This is a genomic window from Bradyrhizobium sp. Mp19 (assembly GCF_029952935.1).
Taxonomy (GTDB): Bacteria; Pseudomonadota; Alphaproteobacteria; order Rhizobiales; family Xanthobacteraceae; genus Bradyrhizobium; species Bradyrhizobium elkanii.
Genome location: NZ_JASAUT010000029.1, coordinates 97,335 through 112,255, shown reverse-complemented (window position 1 = coordinate 112,255; position 14,921 = coordinate 97,335). Strand labels below are relative to the sequence as shown.

General features: G+C 65.0%; 15 protein-coding genes. 10 read left to right on the top strand and 5 right to left on the bottom strand.

The window, feature by feature from the left end:
• The first annotated feature begins 373 nt into the window (after positions 1–373).
• Positions 374–1,105 carry a cytochrome c biogenesis protein CcdA gene (locus QJT82_RS27790; protein WP_155258603.1) on the top strand — a complete coding sequence of 244 codons (732 nt, stop codon included), beginning with the start codon at positions 374–376 and terminating at the stop codon, positions 1,103–1,105.
• Between the two features lie 91 nt (positions 1,106–1,196).
• Complete coding sequence (locus tag QJT82_RS27785) at positions 1,197–2,885, top strand: SulP family inorganic anion transporter (RefSeq protein WP_028342149.1); 1,689 nt, start codon at positions 1,197–1,199, stop codon at positions 2,883–2,885.
• 327 nt (positions 2,886–3,212) lie between these two features.
• On the opposite strand, the gene QJT82_RS27780 is transcribed toward QJT82_RS27785, so the two are convergent.
• The 3 genes from QJT82_RS27780 to QJT82_RS27770 all read right to left on the bottom strand — a co-directional run bounded on the left by QJT82_RS27780 (position 3,213) and on the right by QJT82_RS27770 (position 6,775).
• On the bottom strand, positions 3,213–3,605 hold the full coding sequence (locus QJT82_RS27780) for a hypothetical protein (protein WP_028342150.1): 393 nt from the start codon (positions 3,603–3,605) through the stop codon (positions 3,213–3,215).
• A gap of 239 nt (positions 3,606–3,844) precedes the next feature.
• Positions 3,845–5,224, bottom strand: a complete 1,380-nt coding sequence (locus QJT82_RS27775; RefSeq protein ID WP_028342151.1) for a Spy/CpxP family protein refolding chaperone — start codon at positions 5,222–5,224, stop codon at positions 3,845–3,847.
• Positions 5,225–5,350: 126 nt separating this feature from the next.
• Positions 5,351–6,775 (bottom strand): FAD-linked oxidase C-terminal domain-containing protein, encoded by a 1,425-nt coding sequence (locus QJT82_RS27770; RefSeq protein ID WP_028342152.1) that lies wholly within the window; start codon positions 6,773–6,775, stop codon positions 5,351–5,353.
• A 133-nt stretch (positions 6,776–6,908) separates the two neighbouring features.
• Between QJT82_RS27770 and QJT82_RS27765 the strand changes: the two genes are divergently transcribed.
• The gene (locus QJT82_RS27765) at positions 6,909–7,424 is read left to right on the top strand and encodes a thioesterase family protein (RefSeq protein WP_245288792.1); all 516 of its coding nucleotides are present in this window, start codon (positions 6,909–6,911) and stop codon (positions 7,422–7,424) included.
• Positions 7,425–7,466: 42 nt separating this feature from the next.
• Here QJT82_RS27765 and QJT82_RS27760 read toward each other — a convergent pair whose 3' ends face one another.
• The gene (locus tag QJT82_RS27760; RefSeq protein WP_016846258.1) at positions 7,467–7,640 is read right to left on the bottom strand and encodes a DUF1328 domain-containing protein; all 174 of its coding nucleotides are present in this window, start codon (positions 7,638–7,640) and stop codon (positions 7,467–7,469) included.
• Between the two features lie 292 nt (positions 7,641–7,932).
• Here QJT82_RS27760 and QJT82_RS27755 point away from each other — a divergent pair, with 292 nt between their 5' ends.
• The 7 genes from QJT82_RS27755 to QJT82_RS27725 all read left to right on the top strand — a co-directional run bounded on the left by QJT82_RS27755 (position 7,933) and on the right by QJT82_RS27725 (position 14,087).
• A complete protein-coding gene (locus QJT82_RS27755; RefSeq protein WP_028342154.1) occupies positions 7,933–10,542 on the top strand; it encodes a UvrD-helicase domain-containing protein in 2,610 nt (869 codons plus the stop codon).
• Positions 10,543–10,618: 76 nt separating this feature from the next.
• Positions 10,619–11,032: a hypothetical protein gene (locus tag QJT82_RS27750; RefSeq protein WP_028342155.1), complete on the top strand. Its 414-nt coding sequence runs from the start codon at positions 10,619–10,621 to the stop codon at positions 11,030–11,032.
• A gap of 71 nt (positions 11,033–11,103) precedes the next feature.
• Positions 11,104–11,721, top strand: a complete 618-nt coding sequence (locus QJT82_RS27745) for an OmpA family protein (protein ID WP_245288794.1) — start codon at positions 11,104–11,106, stop codon at positions 11,719–11,721.
• 71 nt (positions 11,722–11,792) lie between these two features.
• Positions 11,793–11,987 carry a type II toxin-antitoxin system HicA family toxin gene (locus tag QJT82_RS27740; RefSeq protein WP_028342157.1) on the top strand — a complete coding sequence of 65 codons (195 nt, stop codon included), beginning with the start codon at positions 11,793–11,795 and terminating at the stop codon, positions 11,985–11,987.
• 8 nt (positions 11,988–11,995) lie between these two features.
• A complete protein-coding gene (locus QJT82_RS27735) occupies positions 11,996–12,286 on the top strand; it encodes a type II toxin-antitoxin system HicB family antitoxin (protein WP_028342158.1) in 291 nt (96 codons plus the stop codon).
• Positions 12,287–12,405: 119 nt separating this feature from the next.
• Positions 12,406–13,329, top strand: a complete 924-nt coding sequence (locus QJT82_RS27730; RefSeq protein ID WP_028342159.1) for an ABC transporter ATP-binding protein — start codon at positions 12,406–12,408, stop codon at positions 13,327–13,329.
• Positions 13,326–14,087, top strand: coding sequence for an ABC transporter permease (locus QJT82_RS27725; RefSeq protein ID WP_028342160.1), 762 nt, complete (start codon positions 13,326–13,328; stop codon positions 14,085–14,087). The genes QJT82_RS27730 and QJT82_RS27725 overlap by 4 nt, the downstream gene beginning before the upstream one ends.
• Before the next feature lie 233 nt (positions 14,088–14,320).
• On the opposite strand, the gene QJT82_RS27720 is transcribed toward QJT82_RS27725, so the two are convergent.
• Entirely contained in the window at positions 14,321–14,650 is a 330-nt protein-coding gene (locus QJT82_RS27720) for a hypothetical protein (protein ID WP_028342161.1), read from the bottom strand.
• Positions 14,651–14,921: the final 271 nt, after the last annotated feature.

Sequence of the window (14,921 nt, the reverse complement as noted above, 5' to 3'; positions counted from 1 at the left end):
TGCTGACGGTCCTCAATGCCATGATGCGAGACCGAAAGCCCTACCTGCAGACCAAACCAACATAACAGTTGCCGGCCCCCCGTGCGTAATTGCGCACTAGGCCGGGACGACAGCGAATGTGTGGTGCCGCTTGCGGTCAAGAATCCGCATCAGTGACTGACGCGTGAGCGAGGCACCGCCGGAAGGGTTCCCTCCCCTTGCGGGGAGGGAGCCGCGCGGCATGCTCACCTCACCGGCATTCCTCGCGATGCGTGAGCGCACCCGCCCCCGCACACGACCCTGTGACCATAGTTGAAGGCTGCGACGACGAAACTTCTGGATTGTTGGCCGCGTAGACGCCAAGACAGGAGCGCTATCTGCGAAGGTTTCATTGATGCACGACGTCTCGATCCCGGCGGCCCTGATCGCCGGTCTGGTCAGCTTCCTGTCGCCCTGCGTGCTGCCGCTGGTGCCGCCCTATCTGATCTATTTGACCGGCGCGACCATCGAGCAGGTCAACCAGGACGGCGCCACCGCGGCCTCCAAGCGCGCGGTGATGACGGCGGCGCTGATGTTCGTGCTGGGCTTCTCCACCGTGTTCGTCGCGCTCGGCGCCAGCGCGTCCTTCGTCGGCGGGCTGGTGCGCGCCTGGTCGGCCGAGTTCTCGATCCTGGCCGGCATCGTCATCATCATCATGGGCCTGCACTTCCTCGGCGTGACCCGGATCGGCCTGCTGATGCGCGAGGGACGGCTGACCGCGCCCAAGCCGGTCGGGCTGTGGGGCGCCTATGTCATGGGCCTGGCCTTCGCCTTCGGCTGGACGCCATGCATTGGGCCGATCCTGGCGGCGATCCTCTCGATCGCGGCCGCCGAGGCCACGGTGACAAAAGGCGCCGGCCTGCTCGCGGTCTATTCCGCCGGGCTCGGCATCCCGTTCCTGCTTGCGGCCTTCATGGTCAAGCAGTTCTCCTCGCTGTTCGCGCGGATGAAGCGCCATCTCGACACCGTCGAACGGGTGATGGGCGTGCTGATGGTGGTCACCGGCATCGGCTTCCTGACCGGCGCAGTGTCCAGCGTCAGCGTCTGGCTGCTGGAAACCTTCCCGGCGCTGCAAAATATCGGCTAGGCCTTCGCGCCAACGCAGGCTGCCGTCCGCTGGCTTTTGGCCGCGCGATGTCGGACTATTGCGGAATCGCCGCAATACTCATGGGACCCCGATGGGCCAGGATCGTCAGACGCGCGCCAGCTGGCCGATCTTCAGTTCGCTGCAGTCGTTCCGGCCAAGCGACCTGCCGGGTGATCTGATCGCCGGGCTGACGCTCGCCGCGATCGCGATCCCGGAGCAGATGGCGACCGCGCGGCTCGGTGGCTTCTCGCCGCAGATCGGCTTCTTTGCCTTCATGGCCGGCTCGATCGGCTTTGCGATGTTCGGCGCCAACCGCTTCCTGTCGTGCGGCGCCGACTCCACGATCACGCCGATCTTCGCCGGCGGCCTCGCGCTGATGGCGACCGCCGGCTCGCCAGACTATCAGGCGCTCGCGATGGCGCTGGCGCTGATGGTCGGCGCGATCATGATCGCCGGCAGCCTGTTCAAGCTCGGCTGGATCGCCAATTTGCTGTCGACGCCGGTGACGGTCGGCTTCCTTGCCGGCATCTCGGTCCACATCCTGGTCTCGCAATTGCCCGGCGTGCTCGGCCTGACCACCCCGGACGGGCCGACGCTCTACAAGCTCGGGGTGCTCACTGAAAAGATCGGCCAAACCAATCTCTACACGCTGGCGATCGGCCTCGGCGTGCTGGCGCTGGTCGCCGGATCGGAGAAGATCAGCGCGCGCATTCCCGGCGCGCTGATCGGCCTTGTCGTGGCCACCGTCGCCGTGATCGCCGGCCATCTCGAAAGCAAGGGCGTCAAGGTGGTCGGCACCGTGCCCGGAACGCTGCCGACGCCATCGTTTCCGGACATTGCGCCGGAGCGATGGGTCAAACTGTTGTCGCTGGCGATCCTGATCGCGGTTGTCGTCATGGTGCAGACCGCGGCGACGACGCGCTCGTTCCTGTCCGATCCGGACAAGCCGGCCGACGTCGATCGCGACTTCCTCGGTGCCGGTGCCGGCAGCCTGCTGTCCGGGCTGTTCGGCGCCTTTCCCGTCAACGCCAGTCCGCCGCGCACCGGCATCGTGTCGGAGACCGGCGGACGTACGCAGCTTTCGGGGCTGATTGCCGCGGCCATCGTGCTCGCGCTGCTCGCGTTCGGCGCGACGCTGTTGCAGCACGTGCCCGATGCGGCACTCGGCGGGGTTCTGCTGTTCGTGGCACTGCGCATCATTCGCGTGAAGCAAATCGTCGCGATCTTCCGTCAGTCATTCTATGAATTCCTGCTGGTGGTGGCGACCGCAGCCGCGATCATCGTGCTGCCGATCGAGCAAGGCGTCGCCGTCGGCATCGCCTTGTCGCTGCTGCACGGCATCTGGACCACCACGCGCGGCCAGCTTGCCGAATTCGTCCATGTGCCCGGCACCACGATCTGGTGGCCGACAGGCCCGCACGTCACAGGCGAGCGCACGCCCGGCATTGCCGTCGTCGGCCTGCAGGCCCCGCTGTCGTTCCTCAACGCGGAAAGCTTCCACAGCGGCGTGCTCAAGACCATCAGCGCGGCGACACCCAGGCCGCGGCTGCTGGTGATCGAGGCCAGCGGCATGATCGAGATCGATTTCACTGCGGCGCAGGCGCTGCGCGACCTGTTCCGCGAATGCCGCGATGACGGCGTGACGGTGGCGGTGGCGCGGCTCGAATCCGAGCGCGCGCAGGACGCCTTCGAGCGCTTCGGTCTCTACGAGGTGTTGCCGCGAGACCACGTCTTCCGCAGCGTCGACGAAGCAGTCCGCACGCTCGGCGGGCAGACGTAGAGATTGATGGGATCAATCCGTAGCCCGGGTGAGCGAAGCGATACCCGGGAAACCGTTCCCGCATATCGCTTCGCTCATGCGGGCTACGTACTATCCTCCGTCATTGCGAGCAACGCGAAGCAATCCATCGTGTGGCGTATGCGGAAGCAGGGATTGCTTCGTCATTATCGCTCCTCGCAATGACGGAGCTACAAATTTAGGGCGACTCAGCTGCGTAGCCCGGATGAAGCGACGCGCAATCCGGGATTTTCTCGTGCGTCGATGAACCGTCCCGGATTTCGCTTGCGCTCCATCCGGGCTACGGGCACTCGTCTCGACCGAACGGCCTCAGGCCTGCTCACCCTCGAGCGTCGGATGCTCCCTCAAAACTTCCGCCTTGATCGAGCCGGCGTGGATGGCACGAAACAGGGCCCGCCCTGTCTTGATGTTATTGGCCTTCATGCAGAGACCGACGATCTCGCGCACCGCGGAATCCCGCACCAGCTCGTCGGAGATCTTCATCGCGGTCTCCATCGCGACCTTGGCGGCACGCTCGTAGCGATCACGCTCGATCTGCTGTTTGTTCGGTGAACGTTTGTCGGGCGAGCCGACCGCCTCGGCACAGCCGGCGGCATCGCGGCAGATCGCACGGATCCGCTGCGCAGCCTCGATGTCGCCGAGCGGACGCTCGACGGGATCGTCCCAGATATCCTTGCGCCCCGCCTTGTTGAACCACCACATCGCCGCACCTTGAAAAAAGCACGGCAAGCATAGCTGGCCTTGGCGCAACCTGTGAACCGCGGAGTCCACTCCGTGCCGAGCAAGAGGCGCACACTATGGCCCGGCGGCCACACCGGCCGCCGATCCCCGCGCGAATCGATGTCGAATTCATGGAATAAAGCCCATTTCGGTTCTGATTGCGTCAGAGCCGAGGCTGCGGGACTCTCGCTTGCCGCGTTTTCACGCGAACCGACAACACTCTACGCAGATCGTTTCGGCCCGATCGCCTCGAACTGCGCCTTTTGCTCATCGCTGAGCGTGGCATAGAAATTCTCAAGCGCGGCGCGGACATCCTTGACCGCCTGCAGCATGACGTCGAGCCGCTTGGCAACGAAGGCAAGACGCGCGGGCGGGGTCATCGCCTCGTTGGTCTGGCACGCGGCCTTCAGCTTCCGCGCGGCGTCGGCGCTGGCGTCCTGCAGCACCTGAAGCGCACCGCGCTGGGTGTCGCTCAGCTGCAGCCGCGCCTCGATCTCGCCGGTCGGCCATTCCTGCATCGCAGGCTGTGCGGCGCCGCAGCTCTGGGCGACCGTCGCGCTCGGATCGCGGGCCGCGGCTTCCTTGCGCTGGTTTTCGGCGAGCGCGTTGAGCCGCGCTTTCTGCTCGTCATCGAGCAGGCCGTAGAATTTTTCGAGCGGAGGCTTCACGATTCCGACCGCAGTGACCATCGCTTCGATCCGCTGCTGCATGGCGGCGAGGCGGTTCGGCGCCGTCAACACCACCTGCGCAGGACATGCCGCGCGAATGACCTGGGCAGCCGCGAGCGACGCGCTGCCGAGTTCGCCGAGCGCCGCCGATTGCGCTTCGGTCGGCTGCACCGTATCCGCGATCTGATCCACCGGCAGGCCGGCGACCGAACGGCTGTCACTGCCGCACATCTGCTCGATGCGCCCGCCGCCGCGGTAACGGCGGCCCGTCCGGCGCTCCGGCAGATAGCCCCTGAGATCGTCATAACCATAAGGCCCGAAGATGCCGGCATAGATGTCCGGATAGCCGTAGCCCCAGAATCCGATGTCGTCGCCCCAGATCGCGTAGTCGTAGATGTCATTGTACGCGAACGGCCAGAACAGCGGGCCGACCCAGCCATAGCCGCCGCCGGGATGCTGCCACCATCCGTTCGCCACCGCCCCGCCGTGCCAGCCGGCGAGCGCCGCGGCCGCGGCGATCTGCGCGCGCGCCGCCGGGTTGCTCAACAGCCGGCCGTTGCGCAATGCGCCGCTGCGCGACAGCGAGTTGAACGTATTGCGCATATGGCCTGGTGCGATCGCGGCATTGCGCATCCGGCCGAAATTGCCGCCCCCGCGCGATGCGAAGGCGCCGTGGCCGGCGAAGCCTGATCGCGAGATCGCGCGCGAGCGGCCGAACCCGCCATGATGGCCGCCGCCAAAATGCATGTGGCCGAAGCCATGCCCGCCACGTCCATGGCCACCGCCGTGCCCGTGGCCACCACCATGCCCATGGCCGCCACCATGTCCTCCGCCATGGCCGCCACCGTGCCCGCCGCCGCCTCGGGCGATCGCATCGCCCGACAGCGCCATCGCAAGGACCACGATCGCAATTCCGATTGCCCGTCCGATCACGGCGTTCTCCTTCCGCGCACCGCACACATCGCGGCAACACAAGAGAGACGCCGGGCGGGCGGAAAAGTTCCACGCACGACGCGCGCCGGGCGGACGTTGGCGGACCCTGCGCGGCGTGACGACGCCTCAGGCGGCCGGGACGATCTTTCCGGGATTGAAGATGTTTTGCGGGTCGAGCGCATGCTTCAGCGCCCGCATCGCGTCGAGCGCCTCGGGGCCAAGCTCGGCCTGCAAATACTTCTGCTTGCCCTGCCCGATGCCGTGCTCGCCCGTGCAGGTGCCGCCCATGGCCTGGGCGCGCTCGACCAGGCGGTGCATGAACTCCTCGCCGCGCGCCATCTCGTCCTTGTTGTCGACGTCGCAGAGCAGCGAGCAGTGGAAATTGCCGTCGCCCACATGACCGACGATCGGCGACAGCAGATTGAGCCGCGTCAGATCCTCCTCGGTCTCGGCGACGCAGTCGGCAAGCCGCGAGATCGGCACGCAGACGTCGGTCGCGACCACGCCGATGCTGTCGCCGGGGCGCAGCGCCTTGACGGACCAGTAGGCGTCGTGCCGGGCCTGCCACAGCTTGGTGCGGTCTTCCGGCTTGGTGGTCCAGGTGAAGTCGCCGCCGCCGCATTCGGCGGCGATGTCGCGGAAATTCTTCGACTGCTCGGCGACTTCGACCTCGCTGCCGTGGAATTCCAGCAGCAGCAGCGGCGTCTCCGGCAGCGACAGCTTCGAATAGCTGTTGCAGGCTTTCACCTGCGCGGCATTGAGCAGCTCGATCCGGGCGACCGGAATGCCGGTCTGGATCGCGAGGATCGTGGCCTGGCAGGCGCCACGCACCGTCTCGAACGAACAGGCCGCCGCCGCGATCGTGTCGGGAATGCCGCGCAGGCGGATGGTCAGTTCGGAGATGATGCCGAGCGTGCCTTCGGCGCCGACGAACAGATGCGTCAGGTCGTAACCGGCCGACGACTTCTTGGCCCGCGTCCCTGTCGTGATGATCTCGCCGTCGCCGCGCACGACCTTCAGCGCCAGCACGTTCTCGCGCATGGTGCCGTAGCGCACCGCATTGGTGCCGGAGGCGCGGGTCGAGGTCATGCCGCCGAGCGAGGCATCGGCGCCGGGATCGATCGGAAAGAACAGGCCCTGGTCGCGCAGATGCTCGTTGAGCGCCTTCCGCGTCACACCGGGCTGGATCACGCAGTCGAGGTCCTCGGCATGCACCTCGAGCACCTTGTTCATGTCGCGCAGATCGATGCAGATGCCGCCCGCGGGCGCGTTGACCTGCCCCTCGAGCGAGGTTCCGGTGCCGAAGGCGATGACCGGCACGCGATTGGCGGCGCAGATTCGCACCACGTCCTGGATGTCGGCGGTCTCCTGCGCCATCACGACCGCATCCGGCGGCTGGGTCGGCAGCCATGTGGTGGTATGGGCGTGCTGTTCGCGCACCGCCTGCGACGTGACGAGCCGGTTGCCGAACCGCGCCGCGAGCGCGTCGATCGCGCGCTTCAGGGCCTGCGGCTCAGGTCGCGTCACAGTGCTCGAAATCGTTGTCGCCACGTCAAATTTCCTCCCACCTTTAGCCGACCGTGGCAAAGCTTGTATAAGGGGTCAAGAGAGCCTGACTTGAAAAAGTGGACGCCGGAGTCACAGAAAAGCTCATGCTCGAACGCCAGCAAACCGGGGATGGATCATGACTTCAGTGACTGCCACGAGCGAGATGCCGCTTCCGCCGGCCCCGTTCAGATCCTCGGTGATGCAGATCGAGCCGCAATGGATCGACTACAACGGCCATCTCAACATGGCCTACTACAACGTGATGTTCGACCGCGCCATCGACGAGATGTGGCTGCAGCTCGGCATCGGGCCGGCCTACATGAAGGCGCGGCACTGCTCGACCTTCACCGCCGAGTGCCACGTCCGCTATCTCAGGGAAATTCATCTCGGCGATCCCGTGCAAGTCCACGTTCACCTGCTCGGCGCCGACGAGAAGCGGCTGCACACGTTCGAGGAGCTGCGCCATGCCACCGAGGGCTGGCTCTCCGCGACCTCGGAAAACCTCACGCTGCACATCGACATGGAGGCGCGCAAGGTGGCGCCGTTTCCGCCCGATATCCGCGCCCGCGCTCGCGCGATCGTCGACAGCTATGCGGGTGGACCACGTCCCGAGGGCATCGGCCGCAACGTGGCGATGCCCTCGGCGAAATAACTTGCCGTTTTCAAGCGAAGCGGCCGCCGGTTCGCGGCCTCGCTAGACCCTTGTGCGGCCGCGCACCAATCCAACCACCGCCGACACCAGAAACAGGATGACGGCGATGAAGAAGATCGCCTTTGCGATTTCGACGGAGGCGCCGGCGATGCCGCCAAAGCCCAAAATGCCCGCGATCAGGGCGATGACCAGGAACGTGACGACCCAGCTCAGCATGATCAAAACTCCGCTTCGTTTCCTTGCTGTTTCTCGGGCGCGGACCTTCGTCCGGCGCGCACCTGTTGAAACAATCCGGCCGGGAAACGCGGGTTCCTGAGCGTGAAACCGCGAAATTTTCGTTGATTTCCGGAACCAGCATTGATGGTGGGCTGCCGGCGAAAGCGTTCCTGTCGATCGCGATAAAACCTGTCAAAACGGCCGATCAGGCCCTATATGGCCTTCAATCCCTGTTAAGAAGGCTCCCCTTCACCATCCTGCGGTGCCATCGTGGGGCCGAGACGATTCGCCAATGACCGAGCCGAGCAAATTGCCCCATCACGGCGTTCCCGAGCACCAGCCGGCGGCTGGCGGCATCGCCGCGCGTGCGCGGGCGGCGGCCGGTCCGCAATATCTGAGCGGCCTCAATCCGGAGCAGCGCGAGGCGGTCGAGACGCTCGACGGCCCCGTGCTGGTGCTTGCCGGCGCCGGCACCGGCAAGACGCGCGTGCTGACCACGCGCATCGCGCATATCCTGAGCCAGGGCCGCGCGCGGCCGCACGAGATCCTGTCGGTGACCTTCACCAACAAGGCGGCGCGCGAGATGAAGCTGCGGCTCGGGCAGATGCTCGGCCAGGCGGTCGAGGGCATGCCGTGGCTCGGCACCTTCCACTCGATCGGCGGCCGCATCCTGCGCATCCATGCCGAGCTGGCGCAGCTGAAATCCAACTTCACGGTGCTCGACGTCGACGACCAGGTGCGGCTGTTGAAGCAATTGCTGCAGGCCGAGAACATCGACGACAAGCGCTGGCCGGCGCGGATGCTGGCCGGCCTGATCGATGGCTGGAAGAATCGCGGCCTGTCGCCATCGCAGGTGCCGGCGGGCGAAGCCGCCTCGTTCGGCAACGGCAAGGGCGGCAAGATCTACGCGACCTATCAGGAGCGGTTGAAGATCCTCAACGCGGCCGATTTCGGCGACCTGCTGCTCGAGAACATCAGGCTGTTCCGCGAAAATCCAGACGTGCTGCGGCAGTACCAGAGCCGCTTCAAGTTCATCCTGGTCGACGAATATCAGGACACCAACGTCGCGCAGTATCTGTGGCTGCGCCTGCTGTCGCAGGCACCGTCGCGGCCGGGCCGCGCGCTGTCCGACATTATTCCGGGAGCAACCGACGCTCCCGTCATTCCGGGGCGCGCCGAAGGCGTGAACCCGGAATCTGATGCAGATGACGACTCAGCTCGAGATTCCGGGTCTGCGCCTGCGGCGCATCCCGGAATGACGGAGAATGCGGCAATCGCAACGCAGCTCAAGAATATCTGCTGCGTCGGCGACGACGACCAGTCGATCTACGGATGGCGCGGCGCCGAGGTCGACAACATCCTGCGCTTCGAGCACGATTTCCCCGGCGCCAAGGTCATCCGCCTCGAGCGTAATTACCGCTCCACCGGCCATATCCTGGCCGCGGCCTCGCATCTGATCGCGCATAATGAAGGCCGGCTCGGCAAGACGCTGCGCACCGAGGATGTCGACGGCGAGAAGGTCACCGTCACCGGCTCTTGGGATTCGGAGGAGGAAGCGCGTGCGATCGGCGAGGAGCTCGAGGAGCTGCAGCGCGCGGGTGAAAACCTCAACGACGTCGCCATTCTGGTGCGCGCCTCGTTCCAGATGCGCGAATTCGAGGACCGCTTCGTCACGCTCGGCCTGCCCTACCGCGTGATCGGCGGCCCCAGATTCTACGAGCGCGCCGAAATCCGCGATGCGCTGGCCTACTTACGCACCATCAATTCGCCGGCCGACGATCTCGCCTTCGAGCGCATCGTCAATGTGCCCAAGCGGGGGCTCGGCGACGCCACCGTGCAGCTGCTGCACGACCATGCCCGCAAACGCCGCATTCCGCTGTTCGAGGCGGCGCGCGCCGTGGTCGAGACCGACGAGCTGAAGCCGAAGGCGCGCGGCTCCTTGCGCGATCTCGTCATGCAGTTCCACCGCTGGCGCGCCCAGCGCGAGGTCACCTCGCATACCGAGCTCGCCGAGATCGTGCTCGACGAGAGCGGCTACACCGAGATGTGGCAGAAGGACCGCTCGGCTGATGCCGCCGGCCGGCTGGAGAACCTCAAGGAGCTGGTGCGTTCGATGGAGGAATTCGAGAACCTGCAAGGGTTTCTCGAACATATCTCGCTGGTGATGGACCGCGACGGCGAGGCCGGCGACGAGGCGGTGTCGCTGATGACGCTGCATTCGGCGAAGGGCCTGGAATTCGACAACGTGTTCCTGCCGGGCTGGGAGGAAGGCCTGTTTCCGAGCCAGCGCACGCTGGACGAACAGGGCCGCGCCGGGCTCGAGGAGGAGCGCCGCCTCGCCCATGTCGGGCTGACCCGGGCGCGCCGCCGCGCCAAGATCTACTTCGCCACCAACCGCCGCATCCATGGCACCTGGTCGACCACGATCCCCTCGCGCTTCCTCGACGAGCTGCCGGCGCACAATGTCGAGATCACCGAATCCAAGGGCGGATCAGGCTGGGGCGGCAGCGGCGGGTATGGCGCCTCGCGCTTCGACAACCTCGAATCATTCGGCTCGAGCTATTCGACCCCGGGCTGGCAGCGTGCCCAGGCCAACCGCAACCGCGGCGGCGGGGGCCGCGGCGGCAGCGGCTTCGAGGAGCGGCAATCGTCCTTTTCGGGTTCGCGGGGCGATACCTCCTCCGAAAGCTTCAATCGCACCAAACGCGGCCCGATGGTAATCGAGGGCGAGCTGGTGGCGAAGTCCACCGGCACGACGTCGGATTTTTCGCTGGATGACCGGGTGTTTCACCAGAAATTCGGCTACGGCCATGTGGTGAAGATCGACGGCAACAAGCTGACCATCGCCTTCGAAAAGGCCGGCGAGAAGAAGGTGGTCGACAGCTTTGTGCAACGGGTGTGAAATAGCGACCTTCTTTGACGGTCTTCTCTGTTGGTAGCCCTTGACCCCAGTTGATTTCATGGGTTGAGATGGCCCCATGGTCCGGGGGAGGTTTTTCCTTTTTGTCATCGCGCTCACCGCGCCGTCGCTGGCGGTCGCGGAGACGATGAGCTTTGGCGATTCTGCAGCGCAACTGGCCAAGGCCTGCGGCGCAGACATCACCGCCAACTGCCGCGGCGTCAACCTCGACTCAAACCGCCTCAAGGAATGCCTGTCGCGCAACCGCGACGTGATATCGCCGCAGTGCAAGGAGAGCTACTTCTCCACCCTCGATGCGATCCAGAAGCGGATCGTGGCGCGCGTCACCGTTGCGAATGCCTGCACCCGCGAGATCGTCAAGGTCTGCGGCGGCTCGACCAAGGAGACCAGCAAGTCGGTGCCTTGCCTCGTCAGCGCCAAGGGCCTCAGCCGCAACTGCACCCAGGCGATCAATGACGCGGGGTATCAATGATGCGGCTGTCGAGGCGAGGCTTGCGCGATCCTGGCCTCTTGGCCCTGCTGGGCACGCTGGCTTTGCTGGCGATGCCGATTGCGCCGGCGCGTGCGCAGACCGCCATCACGCGCGACGACGTCATCGCCAAGCTCAATCATTACGAGACAGACGCCGAGATCGATGTCCCCGCGCTGCGCCAGCAGGTGGCCGAACGATCGAAGTCGCGATCGAAGAACGAGCCGCCGCCCTCGAAGCGGCCGCCGATCGCCCCCGATTTGACCAAGCTGCCGACGTTCAACGTCGACATCGCGTTCGACGTCGACACGCCGATCGTGCTGCCGGAGTCGTATCAGACCGTCGGGCGGATCGCCGATGCGCTGACGCACTCCTCGCTGCTGCCCTACACCTTCCTGATCGTCGGCCACATCGAATCGACCGGACGGCGCGAGAACAATGTGCTGCTGAGCCAGCGGCGTGCCGACGCGATCCGCGACATCCTGGTCAACACCTTCAAGATCACACCGAAGCGCCTGCAATCGGTCGGGCTCGGCGAAGAGCAGTTGCTCGATCCCGCCAAGCCCAACGCGCCGGTCAACAACCAGGTGCAGATCATGCTGGTCGCGAAGCTCGCCGACAGCGCGCCGCCCGCGCACCCCGCCCCGGCGGCCGCCGCCAAGAAGCCGGCGAAGTCAGCGAAGAAGCACTAGCCTGATGCCGCTCACTTAACGCGGTATGATTCGGACCATCATGTCCGGATTGCTTGGTTCTCGGAATTGCCATGTTGACCAACAGTCGCGATATCATTCGGCGCCTGGAGCGAGAGGGATGGAGCCTCGTCCGCGTTGCCGGTTCTCACCACGTCTTCAAGAACCCCCGATCGGGCGAAACGCTGGTCGTTCCGCACCCCAAGAAGGACTTGGGAAAAGGCTTGGTGCGTGCCATTTATAGGGGAGCGGGCTGGAAACCCGATTGAGGCACACCTTGGCTCACTACGTTGCCATCATTGAGGACGCCGGACCGGACTACGCCGTAGGCGTCTGGTTTCCGGACCTGCCCGGCTGCACTTCCGCGGGCAATGATATCGACGAGGCTTTGCGCAATGCCCCTGAGGCGCTGGAGCTCTATGCCGAGGGCCTAAGGGACGATGGACAGGAACTGCCCCGTCCCCGGACATTGACCGAGTTGAAGGCAGACCCCGAAGTCGCCGACGACCTGAAAACCTACATGGTCGCCTTGGTCGAACTGCCCGTCAGAGCGCACGCCGCGGAATAAATTTCTGCCCTGGCGGGCGATTGCAGAACGGATTGTCCGTCCCTATCTGCGCTTGACCCGCATCTTGCCCGCCCGGGCCCCAGTCCGCGCGCGCCCTTCCCTCACGCTTTCGATCCTCCATGTCGCCGATCATTTCCGTATCCAATCTTTCGAAAACCTATGGCTCCGGCTTCAAGGCGCTGAAGGGCATCAATCTCGATATCATCAAAGGCGAGATCTTCGCGCTGCTCGGGCCGAACGGCGCCGGCAAGACCACGCTGATCAGCATCATCTGCGGCATCGCCAATCCGAGCGAGGGCCGCATCACGATCGGCGGGCACGACATCATCGCCGACTATCGCGCGGCGCGGTCGATGATCGGGCTGGTTCCACAGGAACTGCACACCGACGCGTTCGAGTCGGTGTGGGCGACCGTCAGCTTCAGCCGCGGCCTGTTCGGCAAGCCGAAGAACCCCGCCCATATCGAGAAGGTGCTGCGCGACCTGTCGCTGTGGGACAAGAAGGACGACAAGATCATCACGCTGTCCGGCGGCATGAAGCGCCGCGTGATGATCGCCAAGGCGCTGTCGCACGAACCGCAGATCCTGTTCCTCGACGAGCCCACCGCCGGCGTCGACGTCGAATTGCGCAAGGGCATGTGGGAGGTGGTCCGCACGCTGCAGGCTTCCGGCGTCACCATTATCCTGACCACGCACTACATCGAGGAAGCCGAGGAGATGGCCGACCGCATCGGCGTCATCAACAAGGGCGAGATCATCCTGATCGAGGACAAGGCGACCTTGATGCAGAAGCTCGGCAAGAAGGAGCTGACCCTGCAGTTGCAGAACAAGCTCGAGGCCATTCCCGATGTTCTGTCTGCCTACAATCTCGAATTGTCCGACGACGGCCGCACCGTGACCTACGACTACGATACCAAAGGCGACCGCACCGGCATCACCAGCCTGCTCAACGATCTCCGCAATGCCGGCATCCGCATCTCGGACCTCGATACCAAACAAAGCTCCCTCGAAGACATCTTCGTCAGCCTCGTGAGGGCGCCATGAACTACCGCGCAATCCGGGCCATCTACCTGTTCGAAATGGCGCGCACCTGGCGCACGCTGCTGCAGAGCATCGTCTCGCCGGTGGTGTCGACCTCGCTGTACTTTGTGGTGTTCGGCGCCGCGATCGGCTCGCGCATCACCGAGGTCGAGGGCGTCAGCTACGGTACCTTCATCGTGCCGGGGCTCGTGATGCTGTCGGTGCTGACGCAGAGCATCTCCAACGCCTCGTTCGGCATCTACTTCCCGAAATTCGTCGGCACGATCTACGAGATCCTGTCGGCGCCGATCTCCTATTTCGAGATCGTCATCGGCTATGTCGGCGCCGCCGCCACCAAGTCGATCATCCTCGGCCTGATCATCCTGGCGACGGCCGGGCTTTTCGTCCCCTTGCATATCCAGCACCCGGTGTGGATGCTGACCTTCCTGGTGCTGACGGCGGTCACCTTCAGCCTGTTCGGTTTCATCATCGGCATCTGGGCCGACGGCTTCGAAAAGCTGCAGATGATCCCGATGCTGGTGGTGACGCCGCTGACCTTCCTCGGCGGCAGCTTCTATTCGGTGAACATGCTGCCGTCGGGCTGGCGCACCATCACCCTGCTCAATCCCGTGGTCTATCTGATTTCCGGCTTCCGCTGGAGCTTCTACGAGATCGCCGATGTCAGCGTGCCGCTGAGCCTCGGCATGACCGTGGGCTTCCTGGTCGCCTGCATGGCCATCGTGGCGTGGATCTTCAGAACCGGCTACCGGCTGAAGAACTGACTTGCGAAAGCAAGTCATTCCGGGGCGCGCCTTAGCGCGAACCTCAGATGCGCAATTGCGCATCGGGGAATCTCGCGCCGTCACTTCGAAGATTCCGGGTTCATGCTTCGCATGCCCCGGAATGACGCTCGCCCGTAGCCCGGATAGAGCGAAGCGCAATCCGGGACCTTATCGCCAAGCCTGCAGAACCCGGATTTCGCTTCGCTCCATCCGGGCTACAGGTTCTTCAACGATCAATAGCAGTGGAAATGGCCGTGGCGGTAATAGCCGCGGCAGCGGTGGCCACGGCGGTAACCGCGATCCGGGATGCCGAACACGCCCTTGACCGCGCCCATGGCGCCACCGACACCAGCGCCGACGGCGCCGCCAACCACGCCGCCCACCGGGCCGGCGACCCGATTGCCCTCATAGGCGCCCTCATGAGCGCCGCGGACGATGCCTTGGGCATGGCTTGCATGGGGGACTGCGACCAGCGTCAAAGCGAGGGCTGCGGCCGCAAGCAGGAGCCGCGCGGAGAGGCCGGCTGGGACGACGGCCGCGGTCTTCACCTTGGTGTTGTTCATCTGGATTCCTTGATGCGCGGCGCGAACGCGCCGCCGGGGGTTTGTGAAACGCCCGTGCGGCCAAATGGTTGCGTGTCGGAGACCGATTGGGCCGTCGTCGCGGCATGCTCGCGAAAAAGTCAGCCCGCCGTGACAGGCAGGCCCGGCTTCGGCCTTGTTTGCGCCGCGCGCGGGATTAACCATGGCGTTTGATCACGGCCTTGGCCCGCTACTGGAACCAAGTTCGGATTCCGTGCATATTGATTGCCGGGGACGGAGAGCCGCGGCTTCG

Coding starts and splice junctions, on each gene's coding strand:
- QJT82_RS27730 (WP_028342159.1), top strand. CDS start 12,406: ATGTCGCCGATCATTTCCGTATCCAATCTTTCGAAAACCTATGGCTCC.
- QJT82_RS27765 (WP_245288792.1), top strand. CDS start 6,909: ATGACTTCAGTGACTGCCACGAGCGAGATGCCGCTTCCGCCGGCCCCG.
- QJT82_RS27790 (WP_155258603.1), top strand. CDS start 374: ATGCACGACGTCTCGATCCCGGCGGCCCTGATCGCCGGTCTGGTCAGC.
- QJT82_RS27760 (WP_016846258.1), bottom strand. CDS start 7,640: ATGCTGAGCTGGGTCGTCACGTTCCTGGTCATCGCCCTGATCGCGGGC.
- QJT82_RS27750 (WP_028342155.1), top strand. CDS start 10,619: ATGGTCCGGGGGAGGTTTTTCCTTTTTGTCATCGCGCTCACCGCGCCG.
- QJT82_RS27740 (WP_028342157.1), top strand. CDS start 11,793: ATGTTGACCAACAGTCGCGATATCATTCGGCGCCTGGAGCGAGAGGGA.
- QJT82_RS27720 (WP_028342161.1), bottom strand. CDS start 14,650: ATGAACAACACCAAGGTGAAGACCGCGGCCGTCGTCCCAGCCGGCCTC.
- QJT82_RS27780 (WP_028342150.1), bottom strand. CDS start 3,605: ATGTGGTGGTTCAACAAGGCGGGGCGCAAGGATATCTGGGACGATCCC.
- QJT82_RS27785 (WP_028342149.1), top strand. CDS start 1,197: ATGGGCCAGGATCGTCAGACGCGCGCCAGCTGGCCGATCTTCAGTTCG.
- QJT82_RS27745 (WP_245288794.1), top strand. CDS start 11,104: ATGCCGATTGCGCCGGCGCGTGCGCAGACCGCCATCACGCGCGACGAC.
- QJT82_RS27755 (WP_028342154.1), top strand. CDS start 7,933: ATGACCGAGCCGAGCAAATTGCCCCATCACGGCGTTCCCGAGCACCAG.
- QJT82_RS27725 (WP_028342160.1), top strand. CDS start 13,326: ATGAACTACCGCGCAATCCGGGCCATCTACCTGTTCGAAATGGCGCGC.